The organism is Longimicrobium sp., assembly GCA_036389795.1.
Lineage (GTDB): Bacteria > Gemmatimonadota > Gemmatimonadetes > Longimicrobiales > Longimicrobiaceae > Longimicrobium.
On sequence record DASVWD010000155.1, the window covers coordinates 1 to 20,840 of the forward strand.

At 76.0% G+C, this 20,840-nt stretch carries 16 protein-coding genes; 14 read left to right on the forward strand and 2 right to left on the reverse strand.

Annotated features, from left to right (window positions below; translation table 11 throughout):
- Positions 1-187 precede the first annotated feature (187 nt).
- Both VF746_21100 and VF746_21105 read right to left on the reverse strand, forming a co-directional pair.
- Complete coding sequence (locus tag VF746_21100; GenBank protein ID HEX8694921.1) at positions 188-1,363, reverse strand: ATP-binding protein; 1,176 nt, start codon at positions 1,361-1,363, stop codon at positions 188-190.
- 56 nt (positions 1,364-1,419) lie between these two features.
- On the reverse strand, positions 1,420-2,964 hold the full coding sequence (locus VF746_21105) for an ATPase domain-containing protein (protein HEX8694922.1): 1,545 nt from the start codon (positions 2,962-2,964) through the stop codon (positions 1,420-1,422).
- A 703-nt stretch (positions 2,965-3,667) separates the two neighbouring features.
- Between VF746_21105 and VF746_21110 the strand changes: the two genes are divergently transcribed.
- The 14 genes from VF746_21110 (at position 3,668) to VF746_21175 (ending at position 20,801) form a co-directional block, all read left to right on the forward strand.
- Positions 3,668-5,212, forward strand: a complete 1,545-nt coding sequence (locus VF746_21110; protein ID HEX8694923.1) for an MraY family glycosyltransferase — start codon at positions 3,668-3,670, stop codon at positions 5,210-5,212.
- Positions 5,213-5,242: 30 nt separating this feature from the next.
- Entirely contained in the window at positions 5,243-6,442 is a 1,200-nt protein-coding gene (locus VF746_21115; protein ID HEX8694924.1) for a glycosyltransferase family 4 protein, read from the forward strand.
- Positions 6,439-7,563, forward strand: a complete 1,125-nt coding sequence (locus tag VF746_21120; GenBank protein ID HEX8694925.1) for a glycosyltransferase family 4 protein — start codon at positions 6,439-6,441, stop codon at positions 7,561-7,563. Before VF746_21115 ends, VF746_21120 begins: the two co-directional genes overlap by 4 nt.
- Complete coding sequence (locus tag VF746_21125; protein ID HEX8694926.1) at positions 7,560-8,234, forward strand: class I SAM-dependent methyltransferase; 675 nt, start codon at positions 7,560-7,562, stop codon at positions 8,232-8,234. Before VF746_21120 ends, VF746_21125 begins: the two co-directional genes overlap by 4 nt.
- 250 nt (positions 8,235-8,484) lie before the next feature.
- The gene (locus tag VF746_21130) at positions 8,485-9,456 is read left to right on the forward strand and encodes an FkbM family methyltransferase (protein HEX8694927.1); all 972 of its coding nucleotides are present in this window, start codon (positions 8,485-8,487) and stop codon (positions 9,454-9,456) included.
- On the forward strand, positions 9,453-10,937 hold the full coding sequence (locus VF746_21135; protein ID HEX8694928.1) for a hypothetical protein: 1,485 nt from the start codon (positions 9,453-9,455) through the stop codon (positions 10,935-10,937). The genes VF746_21130 and VF746_21135 overlap by 4 nt, the downstream gene beginning before the upstream one ends.
- Positions 10,938-11,085: 148 nt before the next feature.
- The gene (locus VF746_21140) at positions 11,086-12,252 is read left to right on the forward strand and encodes a glycosyltransferase family 4 protein (GenBank protein ID HEX8694929.1); all 1,167 of its coding nucleotides are present in this window, start codon (positions 11,086-11,088) and stop codon (positions 12,250-12,252) included.
- 3 nt (positions 12,253-12,255) lie between these two features.
- Positions 12,256-13,248, forward strand: coding sequence for a class I SAM-dependent methyltransferase (locus VF746_21145; GenBank protein HEX8694930.1), 993 nt, complete (start codon positions 12,256-12,258; stop codon positions 13,246-13,248).
- 615 nt (positions 13,249-13,863) lie between these two features.
- Positions 13,864-15,387 (forward strand): hypothetical protein, encoded by a 1,524-nt coding sequence (locus tag VF746_21150; protein HEX8694931.1) that lies wholly within the window; start codon positions 13,864-13,866, stop codon positions 15,385-15,387.
- A gap of 23 nt (positions 15,388-15,410) precedes the next feature.
- Positions 15,411-15,824, forward strand: a complete 414-nt coding sequence (locus tag VF746_21155; protein ID HEX8694932.1) for a hypothetical protein — start codon at positions 15,411-15,413, stop codon at positions 15,822-15,824.
- Positions 15,825-16,073: 249 nt separating this feature from the next.
- On the forward strand, positions 16,074-16,928 hold the full coding sequence (locus VF746_21160; GenBank protein HEX8694933.1) for an FkbM family methyltransferase: 855 nt from the start codon (positions 16,074-16,076) through the stop codon (positions 16,926-16,928).
- The gene (locus tag VF746_21165) at positions 16,925-18,094 is read left to right on the forward strand and encodes a glycosyltransferase family 4 protein (protein HEX8694934.1); all 1,170 of its coding nucleotides are present in this window, start codon (positions 16,925-16,927) and stop codon (positions 18,092-18,094) included. The genes VF746_21160 and VF746_21165 overlap by 4 nt, the downstream gene beginning before the upstream one ends.
- 287 nt (positions 18,095-18,381) lie before the next feature.
- Positions 18,382-19,593, forward strand: coding sequence for a glycosyltransferase family 4 protein (locus VF746_21170; protein ID HEX8694935.1), 1,212 nt, complete (start codon positions 18,382-18,384; stop codon positions 19,591-19,593).
- Positions 19,590-20,801, forward strand: a complete 1,212-nt coding sequence (locus VF746_21175) for a glycosyltransferase (GenBank protein HEX8694936.1) — start codon at positions 19,590-19,592, stop codon at positions 20,799-20,801. The genes VF746_21170 and VF746_21175 overlap by 4 nt, the downstream gene beginning before the upstream one ends.
- Positions 20,802-20,840 lie beyond the last annotated feature (39 nt).

Sequence of the window (20,840 nt, forward strand, 5' to 3'; positions counted from 1 at the left end):
GACGCCGAGCCTCCTCCCGGTCACCCGTGGGGAAAGGGGCGTCGTGCTCCTGAGACACACCTCTCGCCCGACGGCCCTCTCCGACAGCGACCGCAAAGCCGCACGGCGAATGTCCCGAGCTTCGTGAATAACCGAGGATGATACTTCGGGTCGGATCCGGGACCGTGACACGGGGCGTGCAGACGACTCAGGACGCCCTCTCGCCTGCCGAAGGCGTCGTCGGACCGGCCGGCAGCCGGAGCGTGAAGGTGCTCCCCACCCCCAGCTCGCTCTCCACGGACAGCTCCCCGCCGAGCTGCTGCGCCAGTTTGCGGCTGACGCCGAGACCCAGCCCGGTGCCCTGCTGCCGTCGCGTCAGAGAGGGATCGACCTGCTCGAAGGGCTGGAAGACCGTCTCCAGGTGCGCTGGAGCGATCCCGCTCCCGGTATCCCGCACCCGGAAGATCACCCCACCGTCGGGCGCGTGCGCCAGCAGGAGCGCGACTTCACCCCGGTCCGTGAACTTGATCGCGTTACTCAGCAGATTGAGGAGGATCTGGTGGACCTTCCGGGCGTCGGTGTGGATCGTGACACGGTCCTCCGGCACGCTGGTCCGGAGCGCCAGGCCCTTCTTGGCCGCGAGTGGCTCGACGAGCGCTGCCGCGGCCTGAGCGAGCTCGGTGGCGCTCACGAGCTCGATCCTGAACTCCTCCTTGCCCGCTTCGATGCGAGCGTGGGCCAGGATGTCCTCGATGAGGCCGAGCAGGTGCCACGCGCTCTTGCGGATGCGCTCGACCTGTCGCTTCGAGACCTCCGTGAGCGGGCCGGAAATCTCGTCGTAGAGCAGATCGCTGAACCCGATGATCGCAGTCAGCGGCGTACGCAGCTCGTGGCTCATGACGGCCAGGAACTCGCTCTTGCCGAGGTTCGCCGCTTCGGCCTCGCGGCGGGCCCGGCCAAGCTCGATCACGAGGTCCCGCACCTCGCACTGGCGCGCGCGGGCCTGGAGCAGGGACGCCATCAGGGAGATCAGAGCGGCGGCGCGGATGGGCCGCTCGAGGATGACGATGCTGCGGCCGGGCATGAGCTTCGCCAGATCGCGAAACCACGGCGCGGTGCGCTCCAGGTCGGCCACGAAGACGGTGACCGGCAGGTCGGACCAGTCGGGCTGGGCCTGGAGTGCCGCGGCGAACCTGCGGGCGTCGCCCTCGGCCGAGAGCGCCTCCGCGAGGAGCAGCGCGGCGCCGGCGCCACGGTCGATCTCGCTGCAGAGCTCCGCCATGGTCGCGCAAACCTCGCAGGCGAACCCCGCGCCGGTGAGGATGTCACGGACGAGCGGCGCGGTCCGCCCGATCGGCGCCAGGATCAGAACGCGTCTCTCCACCGCGTTGCGCTCCGTGGCCGCCGCGGCGGAGGGCTCGGTGGGATGTGCCTGCCCCGTCACGACCGCCTGGCCGCGGTGTCCAGGACCGCGGGGTTCCCGGTGAGGAGACCCCGGAAGCCGCGGAGCGGCTCGCCGACCTGGATGCCACCTCCGGTGATCAGGAGCTCGCGGATCATCTTCTCGTGATCGCCGTAGCGCTTCTTGAACACGGAGACCGCGCGCCGGATCTCGCCGTTGGCCTCGAAGTGGCGGAAGAGCAGCACCGCGTCCGCGAGGTAGCTCACGTCGATCGGGCCGGCCAGGGTGGAGCCGACGATCCCGTGCTGGGCGACCACCAGGATCGTGAGCACGCCCTGCCCGCTCAGGTAGTGGAGGAGGTCGTGCATCTGCGTGAGGAGCATCTGCTCGTCCGGCATCGCGCTGATATAGCCGGTGAGGCTGTCGATCGTGACCACGCGCACTCCGCGCTCCTGCACCTGCTGTCGCACGCGCTCGGCGAACTCGCCCGGCGAGAGCTCGGCGGTATTGATCGGGCGGATCAGCATCATGCCCGAGTCGAGGTGGGAGCGGACCGGCATCCCGAGGCTCTCGGAACGGCGGATGAAGGTTTCGGGCCGCTCTTCGAAGAGGAAGGCTGCCGAGCGCTCGCCCCGCTCGGCAGCCGCACAGGCGTACAGGGTGGCGACCGAGCTCTTTCCCGCGCCGGAAGGGCCGACGAAGAGGCAGGAGGTCCCCTCGGCGAGCCCGCCGCCGACCAGGTTGTCGAGCATCTCCACGCCGCTTTCGAGCAGCTTCCCCTCGTGGGTGCTCTCCTCGCCCGGCAGCAGACGCGGGAAGACGACGAACCCGCCCGGCTGGATGCGGCAGTCGTGCAGCCCCTCGCCGTAGCCCATCCCACGCATCTTCAGCACCCGGAGGCGTCGTTGCGCGTTGCCGAACCGCGTCAACGTGTGCTCGAGGAGGATGACCCCGTGGGCGATGTGCTCCATCTCGCGCGTTCCGCGTGACTGCGGCTGCGTGTCGAGGAAGACCACCGTGGCGCCGGAGGTGGCGAACAGCTCCCTCAGGGCGAAGATCTGTTGCTGGAAGCGCGTGGGATCGTTGGCGAGGAGGCGGAGCTCCGCGATGGCGTCGAACACCACCCGCCCGGGACGAACGCGCTCGAACACTTCCAGGACCTCGCCCATGACTTCCGTGAGCTCGACGTCGCCCGTCGGGAAGAGGGCCTGATCCTCCATGCGCCCCTGGGCGGTACCCGGCCCCTTGAGCTGATGGACGTGGAGTCCCTCCAGGGACCACCCGTGCGACGCGGCGGTGTCCTGGAGGTCTGCCTCGCGCTGCGTGAGCGTAATGAAGAGGCCGGTCTCGCCCAGATCACGGCCCGCGAGCAGGAACTGGAGGCCGAAGGTGGTCTTGCCGGTGCCGGGCTCGCCCTGGACGAGGTAGATCTCCCGCTTCGGCAGGCCCCCTTCGAGGATTCGGTCCAGGCCATCCACGCCGGTGGGGATCTTCTGGGTCCGCCTCACCGCCGCATCGACGCCGGCGTCTCCGGAACGATTCGAGCCTTCCACCATCTCGGCGGGTTCGCGGTCGCGATGCATTCGCCTGCTCCAGGGGCTGAGCCACTGATACCGGTGTGTGGGTGCGTGCACGCGGGGCTGGAGAAAGTCCGGGTGGGCCCCACCCTTCGAACCTCGCCCCCCGAAAGATACGGGCCAGGCGATCTCCATTGCCGTGCCTCGTTGTTCCGGCCTCCGCCGCAGCCCCGGTGCAACGGGATCAGAGGCTGGAGGGGCCGCATACGGCGTCGGTACGTGCCGGTCACGATCCATACGTGAGTGCGTGAGTGCGAAGCGCGAAAGTGCCGGACATCGGCGCGGCGGCGGCTCTTGCGACTCCGGGCGGCGTTTCGCAGGGGCGGGGTATGCCTCGACCGGCGGACGCCGGCCCGTGTGCGGCAGGCGGCCTCTGCGCCCAGTGCTGCCCGTGCTCGGACTCGCAGACCCGCCCCCGCGAAACACATCGGGGTTGAGGGGGAGGGAGAGCGGGCGTGAAAGGTGAGGGTGGTTCGCTGATCGTTCGCTGTAGCGAGGGTGCTGCCGTCGGGGCGTGCGGAGGCCGGTGGAGCGCGATGTCCCCTGGGGTTCCTACTTGACCCGGCGCGGGTTTTCGGCTACTCTCATACGCGTCGGTCCAGGGTTCGTCCCACCCCGAAGTCCTGCCGCCCCCCACAAGCTGGCCCACCGTCCGAGGAGCATCCGGCCTTCGCGCCGCCTTGCGTTCCTCCGCCGTACCCGAATTCACGTGGCCGACCTCGCGATCGCCTTCCTGCTGTCCGCGCTCACGGCGCTGCTGGTGACCCCGGCGGTGGTCCGGTTCTCGGTCGCGCGCGGCGTCTACGGGCACGCGCGGGTGAAGGCGGGGGTGCAGCGCAGGCCGGTGCCGCGCCTGGGCGGGGTGGCGGTGTGCATCGCCATGTCGGCGGGGGTGCTGACGTCGGCGCCGCTGGCCGCGCCCGACCTGCAGCCGAGCCCCGAGTCGCTGCGCTTCTTCGGCGGGGTGCTGGTGGCGGGGTGGCTCCTCTTCGCCGCGGGGCTGGTGGACGACCTGCGCGACCTGCGCCCCGTCTACAAGCTGCTGGCGCAGTGCCTGGCCGCGCTGGCGGCGTGGGCGTTCGGCTTCCGCATCGAGCAGCTGAGCGTGGGCGGGGCGGCGGTGGAGCTGGGGCTCCTCTCGCTCCCGCTCACCCTGCTCTGGGTGGTGGGCGTCACCAACGCCTTCAACCTGATCGACGGGCTGGACGGCCTGGCCACGGGGATCGCGCTGGTGGCGCTCTCCACCACCTGCGCGGTCTCGGCCATCCTGGGCAACGCCGAGGTGGCCGTGGTCTGCGCGGCGCTGGCCGGGGCGCTACTGGGCTTCCTGCGCTACAACGTGCGCCCCGCGCGCATCTTCCTGGGCGACTCGGGGAGCCTGTTCGTGGGCTTCATGCTGGCGGTGCTCTCGGTGCACGGCTCCACCAAGAGCGCGGCGGCCGTGCTGGCCGTGGTCCCCGTCCTGGTCCTCGCCCTCCCGCTCCTCGACACGCTGCTGGCCATCCTGCGCCGCTGGCTGCGCGGGCGCCCGATCTTCGGGGCCGACGAGCGGCACCTGCACCACCGGCTGGTGGCGATCGGGCTCACCCACACGCGCGCCGTGGTGCTCCTCTTCCTGGTGGCGGCGGGGCTGGCGATGGTGGGCGTGGTGCTGGCCTTCGCGCCGCCCGGGATCGTGGCCGCCACGGCGGTGGCCGGGGCGGCGGCGTGCACGGCGCTGCTGATGTTTGGGATCAAGCGCCTGGGCTACCACGAGTTCGTGGAGGCGGGCGTGGTGGTGACCTCGGGGGTGGGGCGCGTGCGGCGCAGCATCCGCGACCAGATCCACGCCCGCGACGTGGCGCACGTGATCGCGCTGGCCGAGAGCGTGGAGGCCCTGCGCGCCATCCTGTCCGACAACGCCGAGGAGCTGGGCTTCGTGGACCTGGCCTTCTGCCGCGAGAGCTCGCCCGACGGCGGGCGCGACGGGCTTCCCGCCGCCCGGGCGGCGCGGGCCTGGAAGGTGGAGTTCCCCGTCCCCGGCCCCGGGGCGGACCCCTGGGTGCTGCGCGGCTGGTGCGACCCGGCGGACCCGGCCGCCACCCACGCGCCCGGCCGCACGCTGCACACCTTGGCCGGCGCGGTGGGCGCCTGGCTCGCCAGGGGTCTCGCCGGCGCGCCGGAGCCCTCCCCGGCCGAACCGGCGTCGGCCGAGCCGGCGCCCGCCGGGACGGTGCCCGCGGCGGCGGTGGCGTCGCTGCAGGGCGCGGCGTAGGCCCTCCGTCTCTCCCCACTCCCTAGCGCGGTGAAGGTCGCCTTCCTCTCGGCGTCGGGGCAGGCCGGCGGGGCCGAGCGCGTGCTGCTGGACCTGCTGGCGAGCCTGGGTGTCGCGGAGCCGGGGTGGGAGCGGCACCTGGTCTGCCCCGCCGAGGGGCCGCTCTCCCGCGCGGCCGCCGCGCTCGGCGCCCACGTCCACCTCCTGCCGTTCCCGCCCGCCCTGGCGCGCGCCGGTGACGCGGGCGGCGGACCGCGGCTCGCGCTGGCGGCGTCGCTCGCCGCGGCCGCGCCGGGGGCGCTCGGCTGGGCGCGCCGGCTGCGGCGCCTCCTCGGGCGGATCGGGCCGGACGTGGTCCACACCAACGGCTTCAAGGTGCACGTGCTGGGCGCGCTGGCGCTCCCCCGCGGGGCCCGGCTCGTCTGGCACGTGCACGACTACGTGGGCGGGCGCCGGGTGATGTCGTCGCTGATGCGCCGCCTGGCGGGCCGCTGCTCGGCGGCGCTCGCCGTCTCGGCCAGCGTGCGCGACGACCTGCGCGCGGCCTGCGGCGCCGGCCTGCGGGTGCACGTGGTGCGCAACGCCGTCGACCTGGCCCGCTTCGCGCCCGCCGGGCCGCGCCTGCCGCTGCACGAGCGGGCGGGGATGGCGCCGGAGCCGCCGGGGACGGTCGCGGTGGGCCTGGTGGCGACGCTGGGCGTCTGGAAGGGGCACGCGGTCTTCCTCGACGCGGTCTCGCGCCTCCCGCCGGAGCCGCCGGTGCGCGCCTACGTGGTGGGCGGGGCGATCTACGGCACGGCGGGGAGCGAGGTGGACGTCGCAGCGCTGCGGCGGCGGGCGGCGGAGCTGGGGATCGCGGACCGCGTCGGCTTCACCGGCTTCGTGGACGACCCGGCGGCGGCGATGCGCGCGCTGGACGCGGTCGTCCACGCCAGCACGCAGCCCGAGCCGTTCGGCCTGGTGATCGCGGAGGCGATGGCGTGCGCGCGGCCCGTCGTCGTCAGCGCGGCGGGGGGCGCGGCGGAGCTGGTGGACGACGGCCGCGATGCGCTGGCGGTGCCGCCGGGCGACGCGGCGGCGCTCGCCGGGGCGATCCGGCGCCTGGCGCAGGACGCGGGGCTGCGGGCGCGCCTGGGCGCGGCGGGGCGGGCGAAGGCGGAGCGGGAGTTCGACCGCGCGCGCCTGGCCGCCGAGGTGGCGCCCGTCTACCGCTCGCTGCCGGGGCGATGACGATGCGCGTGCTGCACGTCTACGCGGGGAACCTGTACGGCGGCGTGGAGGCGATGCTCGCCACCCTCGCGCGCCGCCGGGCCCTGGCGCCGGGGCTGGAGCCCCGCTTCGCGCTCTTCTTCGAGGGCCGCCTCGCGCGCGAGCTGCGCGAGGCCGGGACGCCGCCCGAGATCCTGGGCGCCGCGCGGCTCAGCCGCCCGTGGACGGTGCTGCGCGCGCGCTACCGCCTCGCCCGGCTGCTGGAGCGGTCCCCGGTGGACGTCGTCGTCTGCCACTCGACCTGGAGCCACGCCATCGCCGCCCGGCACGCGCGGCGGCGGGGGGTGCCCCTGGTCTTCTGGCTCCACGACGCCATCGGCGCGCCGACGCGGGTGGACCGCCTGGCGATGCGCGCGCCGCCGGACCTGGCGCTCTGCTGCAGCGGCTTCGCGCGGGACACGCTGCCGGCGCTCTTCCCGCACGCGCCCTCGGAGGTGGTGTACTACCCCGTCCCGCCGCCGCCCCCCGGCCTCGGCTCCGCCCGCGAGGAGGTCCGCCGGGAGCTGGGGACCGCGCCCGACGAGGTCGTGGTGGTGCAGGCGAGCCGGATGGAGGAGTGGAAGGGCCACGCCACCCACCTGGAGGCGCTCGCCCGCCTGCGGGACCTCCCCTGGAGGTGCTGGATGGCGGGCGGCGCGCAGCGGCCGGCGGAAGCGGCGTACGCGGCCGGGCTGCGGGCGCTCGCCGGGCGGCTGGGGATCGCCGACCGGGTGGTGTTCGCCGGCCAGCGCGCCGACGTCCCCCGCCTGCTGGCCGCGGCCGACGTCCACTGCCAGCCGAACCACGGGCCGGAGCCGTTCGGGATCGCGTTCGTGGAGGCGCTGTACGCGGGCCTCCCGGTGGTGGCGGCCGACTCCGGCGGCGCGCGCGAGGTGGTCGACCCCTCCTGCGGCGTCCGGGTGCCGCCGCGCGACCCCCGGGCGCTCGCGGACGCGCTCGGGCGGCTGATCGCCGATCCCGGGCTGCGCGCCCGGCTCGGCGCCGCGGGCCCGGCGCGCGCGGCGGCGCTCTGCGGCCCCGCGCGGCAGATGGGGCGCCTGCACGCGATCCTGGCCGGCGTCGTGAAGGAGCGCGCCGCGTGAGACCGTCTTCCCCCAACGTCGAGGAGCGCGCCCGCCGCAGCCGGGGCACGAGCGGCGACGCCATCTACCGTCTGGTGGCCGAGGCCGTCTCCGCGCGGCACCCGGGGGGCGGGACGCTGGTGGACGTGGGGTGCGGGAGCGGCGGCCTCTGGCCGTACCTGCGCGGGCGCTTCGACCGCTACGTGGGGGTCGACGCGGTGCGCTACGACGGCTTCCCGGCCGAGGGCGAGCTGCGCCTGGCGGACCTGGACGCGGGCGAGGTCCCGCTGCCCGCGGGCTCGGCGGACGTGGTGGCGGCGGTGGAGACGATCGAGCACCTGGAGAACCCGCGGGCGTTCGTGCGCGCGCTGGCGCGCCTGGCCCGGCCGGGCGGGTGGGTGGCGGTCACCACGCCCAACCAGCTCTCGCTGCTGAGCCGCGCCACGCTGCTGCTGCGCGGCGAGCACAACGCCTTCCGCGACTCGAGCTACCCGGCGCACCTCACCGCGCTGCTGGAGGTGGACCTCAGGCGCATCGCGGCGGAGTGCGGGCTGGAGGAGGTGGCCGTCGCCTACACGCGCAACGGCCGGGTCCCCGGGACCGGGCGGCACTACCCGGGGTGGATCTCGCGCCTGTGGCCGCGGGGGCTCTCCGACAACGTGCTGGTGATCGGGCGGAAGCCGGGCGGGTGAGGGGTGGGGGTCGGGAAGGGCGGCTGAAGCCGCGGCAACAACGGCGAGAAGCCTGCCTTCGCAGGCTGGTTCGGCGCGGAGGCCGCCTTCGGGCGCCGGCGGGCAGGTGTCGGGCGCGAAGCGCGCGGGCGCAGCCCGCCAGTCCGCGAAGGCGGACTTCGTGTCGTCGTTGCAGCGAATTCATTCGCCCCTCCGGGCCTCGCCTCCACGAAGTGATTCTCGTGCCCTGATGACGGTCCTCGACAGCCGCTTGCACGCAGACGAAGCCTCGCCCGGGGCGCCGGTCCTTCCCGGTGAGCCCGACCTGGGCGCGCTCGGGGAGGCGCCGGGGTGGCTGCGCGCGGCCGCCCGGGTCGTCCGCCGGCTCCCGGCGGGGCGCTACCGGGCGATGAACGCGCTGCCCCGGGACCACCGCTTCGCGGCGCGGCTGCCGCGCGAGGCGGGCGGGTGGCGCTTCGCCTGCGACCTGCGCGACGTGACCGCGCGCGAGGCGTTCTTCACCGGGCGCTACGGGCCGCAGGAGACGGCGCTGCTCGGCGCGCTGCTCCGCCCGGGCGCGACGTTCGTGGACGTGGGCGCCAACTGGGGCTACTTCACCCTGCTGGCCGCGCACCGGGTGGGGCCCGCGGGGCGGGTGGTGGCCCTGGAGCCGGACCCGCGCCTCTTCGCCCTGCTGCGCGCCAACCTGGCGGCGAACGGGATCGGGTGGGCGGCGGCGCTCCCCGTGGCCGCGGCGGACCGCGCGGGGACGCTCACCCTGGCGGGGCACGACCCCGCGGGGGGGAACTGGGGGCTCTCGTCGCTGGTGGCCGGGGCGGCCGGGGCGGAGCGCTTCGAGGTGGAGGGGCGCGCGATCGACGGCGTGCTGGACGAGCTGGGAACCGAACGGGTGGACCTGCTGAAGATGGACATCGAGGGAGCCGAGGAGCTGGCGCTCGTCGGGATGGCCGCGGGGCTCGCGCGGGGGCGCTACCGGCGCGTGCTGGTGGAGCTGCACCCGGGGCTGCACCCGCGCGGCGCCGCGCTGGCGGACGACGTGGCGGCGGCGTTCGCGCGCGCCGGGTACCGCGGCTGGAGCCTGGACCACTCGCCCGCGGCCACCCGCCGCGCCGCCTACGCCCGCCGGCCCGACGCGCGCGCCCTGCTGCGCCCGCTCGGCGCCTCGGCCGGCGACCCCTGGCCGCACCAGCTCTGGGCCGCGCCCGGCGAGGGGCCGCTGTGAGCGCGCACGCGCTCCCCCGGCCGGGCTTCCCCCCGCCGCCGCTGCCGCACCGCGAGCCGCGGCGGGCGCCGTGGGTGCAGCTCTTCATCGTCTTCCTGCTGGGGTGCCAGCTGGCGCTCCTCTCCGGGGGGATCGGCGAGGCGCGCATGTTCGTGCGCATGGCCGCCTTCGGGGGCAGCCTGGCGCTCCTGGTGCTGCTGCGCGGCCGCGGCTCGGCGCACCCCTCCTCGCTCGCGGCGGGGGCGGTGCTCCTGCTGCTGGGGCTCGCCGTCTTCCACCCCGACACGGTGGGGCCGGTGGCGGGCACGGCGCACGCGGCGCTCTACGCGGCGGTGCTGGCCCCGCTCTTCTGGGTGCCGCGGCTGGACCTGGACGTGAAGGTGATCCGGCAGGCGGCGCTCATCCTGTGGGCGTTCCACACCCTGAGCGCGCTGGTGGGGGTGCTGCAGGTGTACTTCCCCGGCCAGCTGCAGCCCGCGCTCTCGGCGATCGTGGCCGCCAAGGGGAAGGGCTACCTGCAGACGCTGATGATCACCACGGCCGGCGGGGTGAAGGTGTTCCGCCCGATGGGGCTCACCGACGTCCCCGGCGGCGCGGCGATCTCGGGGCTGTACGCGGTGCTCTTCGGCACCGGGTTCTTCCTCACCCGCAGGAAGCCGCTGATGCTGGCCGCCAGCACGGGGAGCATGGCGGTGGGGATGATGGTGCTGTACCTGTCGCAGGTGCGCGCGGTGCTGGTGATGACGGCGGTGGTGGTACTGGTGGTGGCGGGGCTCCTGGCCTGGCGGCGCGACGCGGCGCGGCTGCTGACGCTGGTGACGGCGGTGGCGGTGGTGGCGCTGGGCGGCTACGCGGCGGCGATGAGCCTGGCCGGCCCCTCGGTGAGCCGGCGGATGGCCACGCTGATGCGCGACCGCCCGGGCGCCGTCTACTACAGCGAGCGCGGCCACTTCTTCGAGGAGGCGTTCACGAAGACGCTCCCGCGGGCGCCGCTGGGCTCGGGGCTGGGGCGCTGGGGGATGATCGCCACCTACTTCGGGAGCGGTGAGCGCCCGGCGGACCCGTTCGCGCCCTCCACCGACGTGTGGGTGGAGATCCAGTGGGCGGGGTGGATCGTGGACGGGGGGGCGCCGCTGCTGCTGGCGTACCTGCTGGCGCTCGCGCTGGCGCTCGCGCTGGCGTGGCGGGTGGCGCGCTCGCCGGCGCCCAGGGGGTCGCCGGAGCTGCCGTTCTGGGGGGTGGTGGTGCTGGCGCACGGGATCGGGGCGCTGGCGCTCACCTTCAGCTACCCGATCTTCCTGTCGCAGGCGGGGATGGAGTTCTGGCTGCTGAACGCCGCGCTCTTCGCCGCCGCCCGTCACGCCCGCCGCCGGGCCGCCGGCCTGGCCGCCGCCGAGGCGGAGGCGCGCGCCGCGGAGCCGGCGCCCGCGCCCGCCCCGGGGCCCCGGAAGCTCGTGGCGCCGGCGATCTTCGGGAGATGAGGATCGGCTCGGAGCTTCCGCCGGGCGGCCCTCACCCGGCGGCCTTGGAGCCGCCACCCTCTCCCAACTTCGGGAGAGGGTACTTTACCAGGATCTTCGCGTCTGACCGGTATGGGACCCGGCCAGGGCTCTTCGTCCCCGGATGCGCATGACGCCCTGGCTGATCGTGGCGGGGGACTTCGCGCGGACGGGGGGGATGGACGCCGCCAACCACGCGCTCGCCTCGTACCTGGCGCGCTCGGGGCGGGTGGCGCACCTGGTGGCGCACCGGGTGGAGCCGGAGCTGGCGGTCATGCCGAACGTGGTGGTCCACCGCGTGCCGCGGCCGCTGGGGTCGCACCTGCTCGGCTTCCCGCTCCTCTCGTGGGCCGGGAGCTACCAGGCGAAGTTCTTCTCCGGGGCGACGTCCAGCCGGACGGGGCCCGCGCGCGCCCTGGTCACGCTGGCGAACGGGGGGAACTTCGCGGGCGAGGCCACCTGGCTGCACTACGTCCACGCGGCGTACCGGCCGGCGATCGCCGGGCGCCCCGTCCGGCGCCTGGTGGAGCGCGCGGCGCGGTGGAAGGCGCTCGGCGACGAGCGCTCGGTGGCCTCCCGCGCGCGGGTGGTGCTCGCCAACTCGGAGCGGACGGCGCTGCACGCGGTGGAGCTCCTCGGCGCCGACCCGGAGCGGGTGCACGCGGTCCACTACGGGAGCGACGCGGAGCGCTTCCGCCCGCCGTCGGCGGAGGAGCGGGAGCGGGCGCGCGGGGCGCTGCGGCTGCACGACGAGCGGCCGGCGCTCGCGTTCGTGGGCGCGCTGGGGGACCGGCGGAAGGGGTTCGACACGCTCTTCGAGGCCTTCGCCTACCTCTCCGCGCGCGAGCCGGGGTGGGACGCGCGGCTGCTGGTGGCGGGCGCGGGGGGCGAGCTGGAGGCGTGGAAGCGGCGCGCGGCGGCCGAGCGGCTGGGCGAGCGGGTGCGCTTCCTGGGCTTCCGCGCCGACGTGCGCGACGTGCTCTGGGCCTCGGACGGCGTCGTTTCGCCGACGCGCTACGAGGCGTACGGGCTGGCGGTGCACGAGGCGCTCTGCTGCGGCCTGCCGGCCGTCGTGAGCCGCGCGGCGGGGGTGGCGGAGCGCGTCCCGGCGGCGCTGGGCGCGCTGCTGCTGGACGATCCCGACGACGCGGGGGAGCTGGCGGAGCGGCTGCTGGCCTGGCGCGCGGGGATCGCGGCGCACCGCGCGGCGGCGCTGGCCGCGTCGGAGGCGCTCAGGGCGTGGACGTGGGACGACATGGCGCGGCGGATCGTGGACATCGTGGAAGGAGCGGACTAGCTTTTGGGCGCCGACGTCCGGCCGGTGGAGAGGAGCGCGGAGGCGGACGCGCCGCACGCGGGCTTTTCTCCTGTCCGTGCGTGCTGGGTGTGCGGCGGGACGGAGCTGCGGCCCGTCCACACGGCCGTCTTCTCCCTCCCCGAGTTCGCGGATCAGGACGCGGAGCTGGCGCGCTACACGGGCGCCACCGTCCGGATCGTGCGCTGCGCGGGGTGCGGCTTCGGGCAGCCGGAGGCGCTCCCGTCCTTGCCCGGCTACTTCGAGCGGATGTACGACCAGCGCTGGTCGGCGGAGTGGCTGGAGAACGACTTCCGCGCGGGCTACAAGGACCTGATCTTCCGCACGGTGCTGGCGGCGCTGGAGCGGCGCGTCCCCCCGGAGCGGCGCACGCTGCTGGACCTGGGCGCGCACGTGGGGCGGCTGATCCACCTGGCCGGGCGGCGCGGCTGGCGCCCGGAGGGGATCGAGCTGAACCCGGCCAGCTCGGCGTTCGCGGCGCGCGCCACGGGGCTGCCGGTGCACCGGGCCGACGCGCGCGAGCTGTCGGCCGGGGGGCGCCGCTACGGCGCGGTGACGCTGGTCGACGTGCTGGAGCACATCCCCGACCCCGTGCCGGTGCTGGAGGCGGCGCGCTCGCTGCTCCTGCCGGGCGGGTGGATCGCGGTGAAGGTGCCGCACGGGCGGGTGCAGCTCTGGAAGGAGGAGCTGCGCGGGCGGCTCCGGCCCCGCTACCGGCCCACGGTGGCCGACAACCTGGTGCACGTGAGCCACTTCGGCCCGCGCTCGCTGCGCCTGGCGCTGGAGCGCGCGGGGTTCGCGGACGTCCGCGTCGAGGTGGCGGCGCCGGAGCTGGTGACGACCGGTCCCCGCGCGGCCCGCGCCGCGGCGAACGCGCTGCGGACGGCGGTCTGGCGCGCGGGGCGGCTGGTCCCGCGCGGGGCGGAGTCGCCGCTGGGGCTGCACCTGCAGGCGTACGGGCGGAACCCCAGTGCCTAGTGCCCAGTGCCCAGTGCCCAGTGCCCAGTGCCCAGTGCCCAGTGCCCAGGGTCGCGGGCGACGGGCTTCGGCGCGGCGGCGGGGGCCCTCACCGGCGCTGCGTCCTCGCGTCAGCGACCGTAGGGGCGAGGCCTGCCTCGCCCGTTCCGGGCGGCGAAGCCGCCGGGTGCCCCCTCCCCCGTGCGGCCTCGGCTGCTTGTTCCTCGCAGCCGGAGGCGCGCTCCCCTCCCCCGCTGCGCGGTAGAGGGGAAACACCTCGGCGCCGCGCGCGACGACGCATTGCCGGAACCGGCGCGTCGGGCGAACGAAGTGCCGGGGGCCGGCTTTGGACGGACTCGCAGGCTCGCCCCTACGGAGCTTCGGGTGCGCCGCGACGAAACCCGCGTGAGGGATGCGCGCCCGGAGGGCCGGGACGCGGGCGCGCCGTGGGGTTTGGCGCGACCGTGGCCCGGCGCGGTTGGGCACGGTCGTATCGTGCCCTACCGCGCGCGCAGCCCGGCCCGGAGCGCAGCGGAGGGACACGCCCACACCCGTCGTTCGCAGTCACCCATCGCGGTTCGATCCTCGCTTGACCGTCCTTTCGAGCTCCGCCGACTCCTTCGTGAACCTCCCGCGGTGAGCCGCACGCGCCGGGCGGGGATCTCCGCCGCGTTCGGGTACCTCCAGTTCGGCCTGGCGCTGGTCGCGGGGATCGCGCTGGTGCCGTTCGTGCTGGCGCGCGTGGGGAGCGACGCGTACGGGGTGTGGCTGGCCTTCGGCGAGGTGCTGGCCTACTCGGCGCTGGTGGACCTGGGCGTGCTGGGCGTGCTCCCCTGGCTGATCGCCGAGCACGACGGCCGCCGCGACCGCGATGGCGTGCGCGCGCTGCTGGCGGCGGGCTTCGCCTTCGCGCTCGCGGCGGGGGTCGCCTTCGCGGGGCTGGGGGCGCTGGCGCTCGAGGTGGCGCCGGACCTGGTGCGCCTGACCGAGGCGCAGCGCTCGGCGGCGCTGGGGCCGCTCCTGCTGCTGCTGCTGGGGATGGCGGCCGCCTTCCCCCTGCGGGCGTTCTACTCGGCGCTGATCGGGCTGCAGGACGCGGCGTTCGCGGGGGTGGTCTCGCTGGTCCAGGTGGCGCTCTCGGTGGCGCTCACGGCGGGGCTCCTCCTCGCCGGCTACGGGCTCTACGCGCTGGCCGCCGCCGCGGTGCTCCCCCCGCTGGTGGTGTGCCTGGCCTGCCTGGGGCGGCTGGCGAAGGTGGCGCCCGACCTGCTGCGGGGGTGGCGGCTGCCGCCGGCGGCCACTTTCCGGGCAATGGCGGCGCAGGGGTTCGGCGGGTGGACGGCGGCGCTCGGCTGGCGGCTGCTGGCGGCCACGGACGCGATGGTGGTGCTGGCGGTGGCGGGCCCGGCCGCGGCGGTGGTGTTCGCCATGACGGCCAAGCTGGGCGCCGTGGGGATGCAGATGAGCTGGCAGCTCCCCGACGCGGGGCTGGTGGGGCTGGCGCAGCTGAAGGGCGAGGGCCGACCGGAGCGGGTGCGCGAGGTGGTGGTGTCGCTCTTCCGCCTCTCGCTGCTGGGCGCGGGGGCGGTGGCGTGCGGGGTGCTGGCCTTCAACCCGTCGTTCGTGTCGCTCTGGGTGGGCCCGGCGCGCTTCGGCGGGCTGGCGCTGAACGCGCTGCTGGCGGCGGTGGTGGTGTCGCACAGCATGGGGCACGCGCTCTTCACCGCGGCGGGGACGCTGGGCGCCCGGGTGCAGGCGGGGTGGGCGGCGCTGGCGCAGGGGGCGGTGAACCTGGGGGCGGCGCTGCTGCTCGGCCGCGCCTTCGGCCTCCCCGGCGTGGCGGCGGCCACGGTGCTCTCCACGGCGCTGGTGGCGGTGCCCGCGGGGCTCGTGCTGGTGCGGCGGACCACGGGCCTGGGCGCGGGCGACGTGTGGCGCGCGGCGGCCGGGCCGTGGCTCCTGCGCGCGGGCGGGCTCTTCGTGCTGGGCGGCGCGGTGGGGTCGCTCGGGCCGCGCGGCGCGGTGTGGGTGCCGCTCGCCCTGGCGCCCGCGCTGGCGGTGCTGTACCTGTGGGCGATGCGCCCGCTCTACGCGGGGATCCCGCTCCCGGGCCGGGTGCGGCGGCTGCTGGCGGGCGTGCGGCTCCTGCCGGCGAGCTGACGGTGCGAAGTGCGAGGTGCGAAGTGCGAGACGCGACCGACACGACCGACGCGACGGGTGACGGGCGGATCACCTGGGTCCACGGCGAGGAGCGGCCGGGGCCCCGCCAGGTGATCGGCGTGCTGGAACTGCGCGCGGACGGCTCCTGCCGCGCCGCCTTCGCCGAGCGCACCCAGGTGGACGGCCGCTGCCACGTGCTGCTGGCCCGCCAGGCGTGGGGAGGCAAGGACAGCCTGGAGACGCGGCGGTGGAGCCTGGTGCTGGACCGGGACCGCAAGGTGGAGACGATCCGCAACGGCTCCTGCGGCGACCCGCTCACCACGCGCGACGTCCCGCGGATCATCCGCGCGCTGGAAGAGCTGGACCTGATGACGGAGGAGACGATGATCGCGGTGGACGACGGCCCCTCCGTCTTTCCCCGGCTCCGGCGGGGATGATCCCCGGGCGAATGAATTCGCCGCAACAACCACACGAAGTCCGCCTGCGCGGACTGGCGGGCTGCGCCCGCGCGCTTCACGCCCGATCCCGAGCTGCCGGCGCCGAAGGTAGCCCCCGAGCCGGACCTCGCCTGGCGGCTGGAAGCTCGCCCCGCAGCCTCGCGCAGTTTGCGAGGCTTCCTGCAGTTGTTGCCGCGACTTGAGTCGCCCGGCCACGAGCCTGTCGATGATGCCTCTGCTCGACCCCCGATGAACCTGCGCGCGTTGAAGAAGGCGGCGGCCGTGGTGCTCCCGGAGGCGATCAAGCGGCGCCTGCGGGGGCGGCTGTACGGCTTCGCCCCGCCGGCGGTGGACTTCGGGCTGCGCGTGGCCACGGACGCCCAGGGGGTCCCCGTGGCCGAGGCGGCGGGCCTCTCCCTGCGGCTGATCCCCGAGGCCGTGGACGACGTGGAGTTCCACTTCCGCGGCAACGGCGACTCGGTGGAGGAGATGCACGGCTTCCTGCGCGCGGCGCGGGAGACCGGGGGGACGCTCTTCGACGTGGGCGCGCACCACGGGCTCTTCGCGGCGGCGTTCTGCCTGGCGCGCCCCGGCAACAGGGCGGTGGCGTACGAGCCCTCGCCCGTGCTGCGCGGGGCGGGCGAGCGGATGCTGGCGCTGAACGGCCTGGAGGACCGGGTCCGCTACCGCGAGGCGGGCGTCACCCGCGCGGCGGGGACGCGGCCCGCGTGGGTGGACGCGTCGAAGGGCTTCATCAGCTTCGATCCCCCGCCGCCGGGGGTGCAGGCGCACGACCTGGAGATGACGACGCTCGACGCCGAGTGCGAGCGGCTGGGCGTCTTCCCCGACGTGGTGAAGGTGGACGTGGAGGGGCACGAGCTGGAGGTGCTGCGCGGCGCGCGGGAGCTCCTGGCGCGGAAGAAGCCGGTGCTCTTCCTGGAGCTGCACCTGGACCTGCTGGAGAAGGCCGGCGAGCGCCCGGCCGAGCTGGTGGAGCTGCTCGCCGGCCACGGCTACCGCTTCGAGACCTCGCTGGGGCGGCCGCTGCGCCCCGGCGCGGTGGCGGGCTCGCCGATGGCGCTGCTGCGCTGCGTGGCGCGGTGAGCGGGGCGGGGCGCCTGCGCGCGCTCTTCGTCAACTCGGGGCTCCTGGGGCACGCCACCCTGGCGCGGCTGATGCCCGAGGCGCTGGCCGCCGACCCCGGGATCGAGGCGGTGCACGTGCTCCTCTCGGACCCGCTCTCCACCCCCGAGCGGGTGGTGCGGCGGCTGCTCTGCGCGGGGCCGCCCGGCGGGACGGCGCTGGCGGCGGCGCTGCTGGCGCGCTTCCGCCGCGAGCTGCACATCGGCCTGCTGGCGGCCCGGCGCATCGCGGCGCTGGAGCGGCGGGGGGAGCGCTTCGACGTGCTGCACTTCCACACCCAGGCCGCGGCGTGGGCCAGCGTCCGCCGGATGCGCCGCACGCCCGCGATCGTCTCCCTCGACGCCACCCAGGCGCTGGCGGCGCGCGAGGCGGCGGGCGCGCTGGGGCGGCTGGACCACGCGCCGGGGGCCGCGCGCGACCGGGCGGTGTTCCGCGCCGCCGCGGCGATCGTCGCCACCAGCCGCTGGGCGGCGGACGACCTGGCGCGCGGCCTCCCCGAGGCCGCCGGCCGGGTGCACGTGCTGCACTTTCCCGTGCGGCTGGCGGGGTTCGACCCCGGCTGGGCCCGGGAGCGGGCGCGGCGCGCGGGCGGCGGCCCGGTGCGCGTGCTGTTCATGGGGGGCGACTTCCCGCGCAAGGGTGGATGGGAGCTGCTGCAGGCGTGGCGCAGGGGCGGGCTGGCGGCGAGCGCGCGGCTCACGCTCGCGACCGACTGGCGGCTGGACGAGGGCGCGCTCCCCGAGGGGGTGGCGGTCCGGCGCGGCGTGGCCGCCTACACGCCGGCGTGGTACGCGCTCTGGCGCGAGGCCGACCTCTTCGCCATGCCCACGCGCGGCGAGGCGTTCGGGATCGTCTTCCAGGAGGCGGCCGCGGCGGGGCTGCCGGTGGTGGCCACGCGCATCAACGCCGTCCCCGAGATCGTCCGCGATGGGGTGGACGGCGTACTGGTCGACCCGGGCGACGTCGACGCGCTGGCCGCGGCTCTCGGCTCGCTCGTCACCGATCCAGAGCGCCGGCTGGCGATGGGGCTTTCCGCGCGGCGCCGGGTGGAGGACGACTCGGTGGAGCGCTACGGCCAGCGGCTGGCGGCGCTGGTGCGCGAGGTGGCGGGGCGGGGGACGAGATGAATCTCGAGAGACGGCTGGTGATGGCGGGTTTCGCGCAGGGGCGGGTGAACCCGCGGCAACAACGGCGAGAAGCCTGCCTTCGCAGGCTGGTTCGGTGTGGAGGCCACCTTCGGCGCTGGCAGGCTGGTCCCAGGCGCGAAGCGCGCGGGCGCAGCCCGCAAGTCCGCGCAGGCGGACTTCGTGCCCTTGTAGCGGCGAATTCATTCGCCTGTGCAGGCGCACTTCTTGTGGTCGTTGCAGCGAATTCATTCGCCCGACCGTCCCTCCCCGCCTCACCCGCGCGGTAGATGCGCATCCTCTTCGCCAACGACGGGATCGGCGACGCGGGCGGGGTGCAGAGCTACCTCGCGGCCGTGATGCCGGCGCTGGCCGCGCGCGGGCACCAGGTGGCCTTCCTGCACGAGGACCGGCTGCGGGAGGGGGCCGCGTCTCCCGCCCCCGGGGCGCCGCACTTCTGCCTGGCGGAGCTGGGGGCCGAGGGCGCGCTGGCGGCGGCGCGGGCGTGGGGGGCCGACGTGGCCTTCTCGCACAACATGCGGCGGCTGGACGCGGAGCGGGGGATGCTCGCCGCCTTCCCCGTCGTCAAGATGATGCACGCCTACGCGGGCACCTGCATCGGCGGGCAGAAGGCGCACCTCTTCCCGCGGCCGGAGCCGTGCGGGCGCCGCTTCGGGCCGGCGTGCCTGGCGCTCTACGTCCCCCGCCGCAACGGGCGCCTGAGCCTGCCGCACGCGGCCTGGCACTGGCGCTGGGCCAACGAGCAGAAGGCGCTCTTCGGCCGCTACGCCGCGCTGGTGGCCGCCAGCGGGCACATGCGCCGCGAGTACGTGCGGAACGGCGTCCCCGCGGAGCGCGCGCACGTCGTTCCGCTCTTCCCCACCATCGAGGTCCCCGCGCGGGCGGCCGATCCCCCGCCCGGCTTCCGGGTCCTCTTCCTGGGGAGGATGACGCGGCTCAAGGGGGGCGACTTCCTGGTGAAGGCCGCCGCCCGGGCCGCGCGCGAGGGCGGCCGCCCCGTCCCCCTCACCCTGGCCGGCGACGGGCCGCAGCGCGAGGAGTGGCGCGCGCTCGCCGCCTCGCTCGGGGTGGAGGCGGAGCTCCCCGGCTGGGTGGCCGACGCGGAGCGCGCGCGCCTCTTCCGGTCCGCATCCGTCGTCGCCGTCCCCTCCGTCTGGCCGGAGCCGTTCGGGCTGGTGGGGCTGGAGGCGGGCGCGTTCGGCGTCCCCGCGGTGGCGTTCGACGTGGGCGGTATCCGCGAGTGGCTGGACGACGGCGTCAACGGCTGGCTCGCGCCGGGCGATCCGCCGACCGTGGAAGGACTCGCCGCGGTGCTCGCCCGCGCCGCGGCCCGCCCGGAGGAGCTCGCCGCGATGCGCGCCGCCGCGCGCGCCGCCGCCGAGCGGATGTCGCTCGCCGCGCACCTGGACCGCCTGGAGCCGATCCTGGCCGCCGCCGCGGAGCAGGCCGGGTCGGCGCACCCCGCCGGAGACTGCGCGTGAGCGACCGGCCCGCGGACGCGCGCGAGAGCGAAAGCGCACTCACGCACTCACGCACTCACACACTTCCGCACCCCCGCGCCTGGCACCTGGTCACCGGCGAGTACCCCCCGCAGCGCGGCGGCGTGGGCGACTACACCGAGCTTCTCGCCGGGGCGCTGGCGCGCGCGGGGCGCGAGGTGCACGTCTGGGCGCCCGCGCCGGAGGGGCGGGTGGACGGGGTCGAGGTGCACCCGGTCGGGGGATTCGGGCGCGCCGGGCGGCGGGCGATGGCGCAGGGGCTGGACCGCTTCCCCGCGCCGCGCACGCTGCTGGTGCAGTACGCGCCGCGGGCGTTCGGGCTGGAGGGGATGAACGTCGCCTTCTGCCGCTGGCTCCTCGGCCGCGCCCGCGCCGGCGACGACGTGCGGGTCATGTTCCACGAGCCGTTCTTCCCCTTCGGCGTGCAGCGCCCGCAGCGCAACCTGCTCGCCGCGGTGAACCGGGGGATGGCGATGCTGCTGCTGCGCGCCTCGCGCGTCGCCTACGTCTCCACCCCGGCGTGGGCGGAGCGGCTGCGGCCCTGGGCCCCGCGCGGCCTGCCGCTGCGCTGGCTCCCGGTCCCCGCGACGGTGCCGCGCGTAGACGACCCCGAGGCGGTGGCCGTCCTGCGCGCCCGCCTGCGCGGCGGCGATCCCGGGCGGCACGTCGTCGGCCACTTCGGCACCTACGGCGCGCTGGTGGCGCCGCTGCTGGAGCCCGCGCTGCTGGCCGTGCTGGCGCCGCCCGCGAATTCCGTCGCCCTGCTGCTGGGCGCGGGCGGGCCGGAGTTCGCGGAGCGGCTGGAGCGCGCGGACCCCTCGCTGCGCGGGCGGACCGTGGCGCCGGGGTGGCTCCCGCCGGGGCAGGTCTCCGTCCACCTGCAGGCGTGCGACGTGGCCGTGCAGCCGTTCCCCGACGGCGCCAGCAGCCGCCGCACCACGCTGATGGCCGCCCTGGCGAACGGCGTCGCCACGGTGACCACGTCCGGCCGCTCCACCGAGCCGCTGTGGGGCGAGTCCCCCGTCCCCCTCGTCCCCGCGGGCGGCGACGGCGGGGCGCTGGCCGTGGAGGTGCTGAACCTGCTGGACGACGACGCGCGCCGCCGCGGGGCCGGCGAGCGGGGCCGCGCCTTCTACGAGCGCCACTTCGCCGTCGAGCGCACGCTCGACGTGCTGCTGGCGGAGGAGTGATGCCGGTCGGGCCGACCATCAGATGGTCTTCTCGCCAGC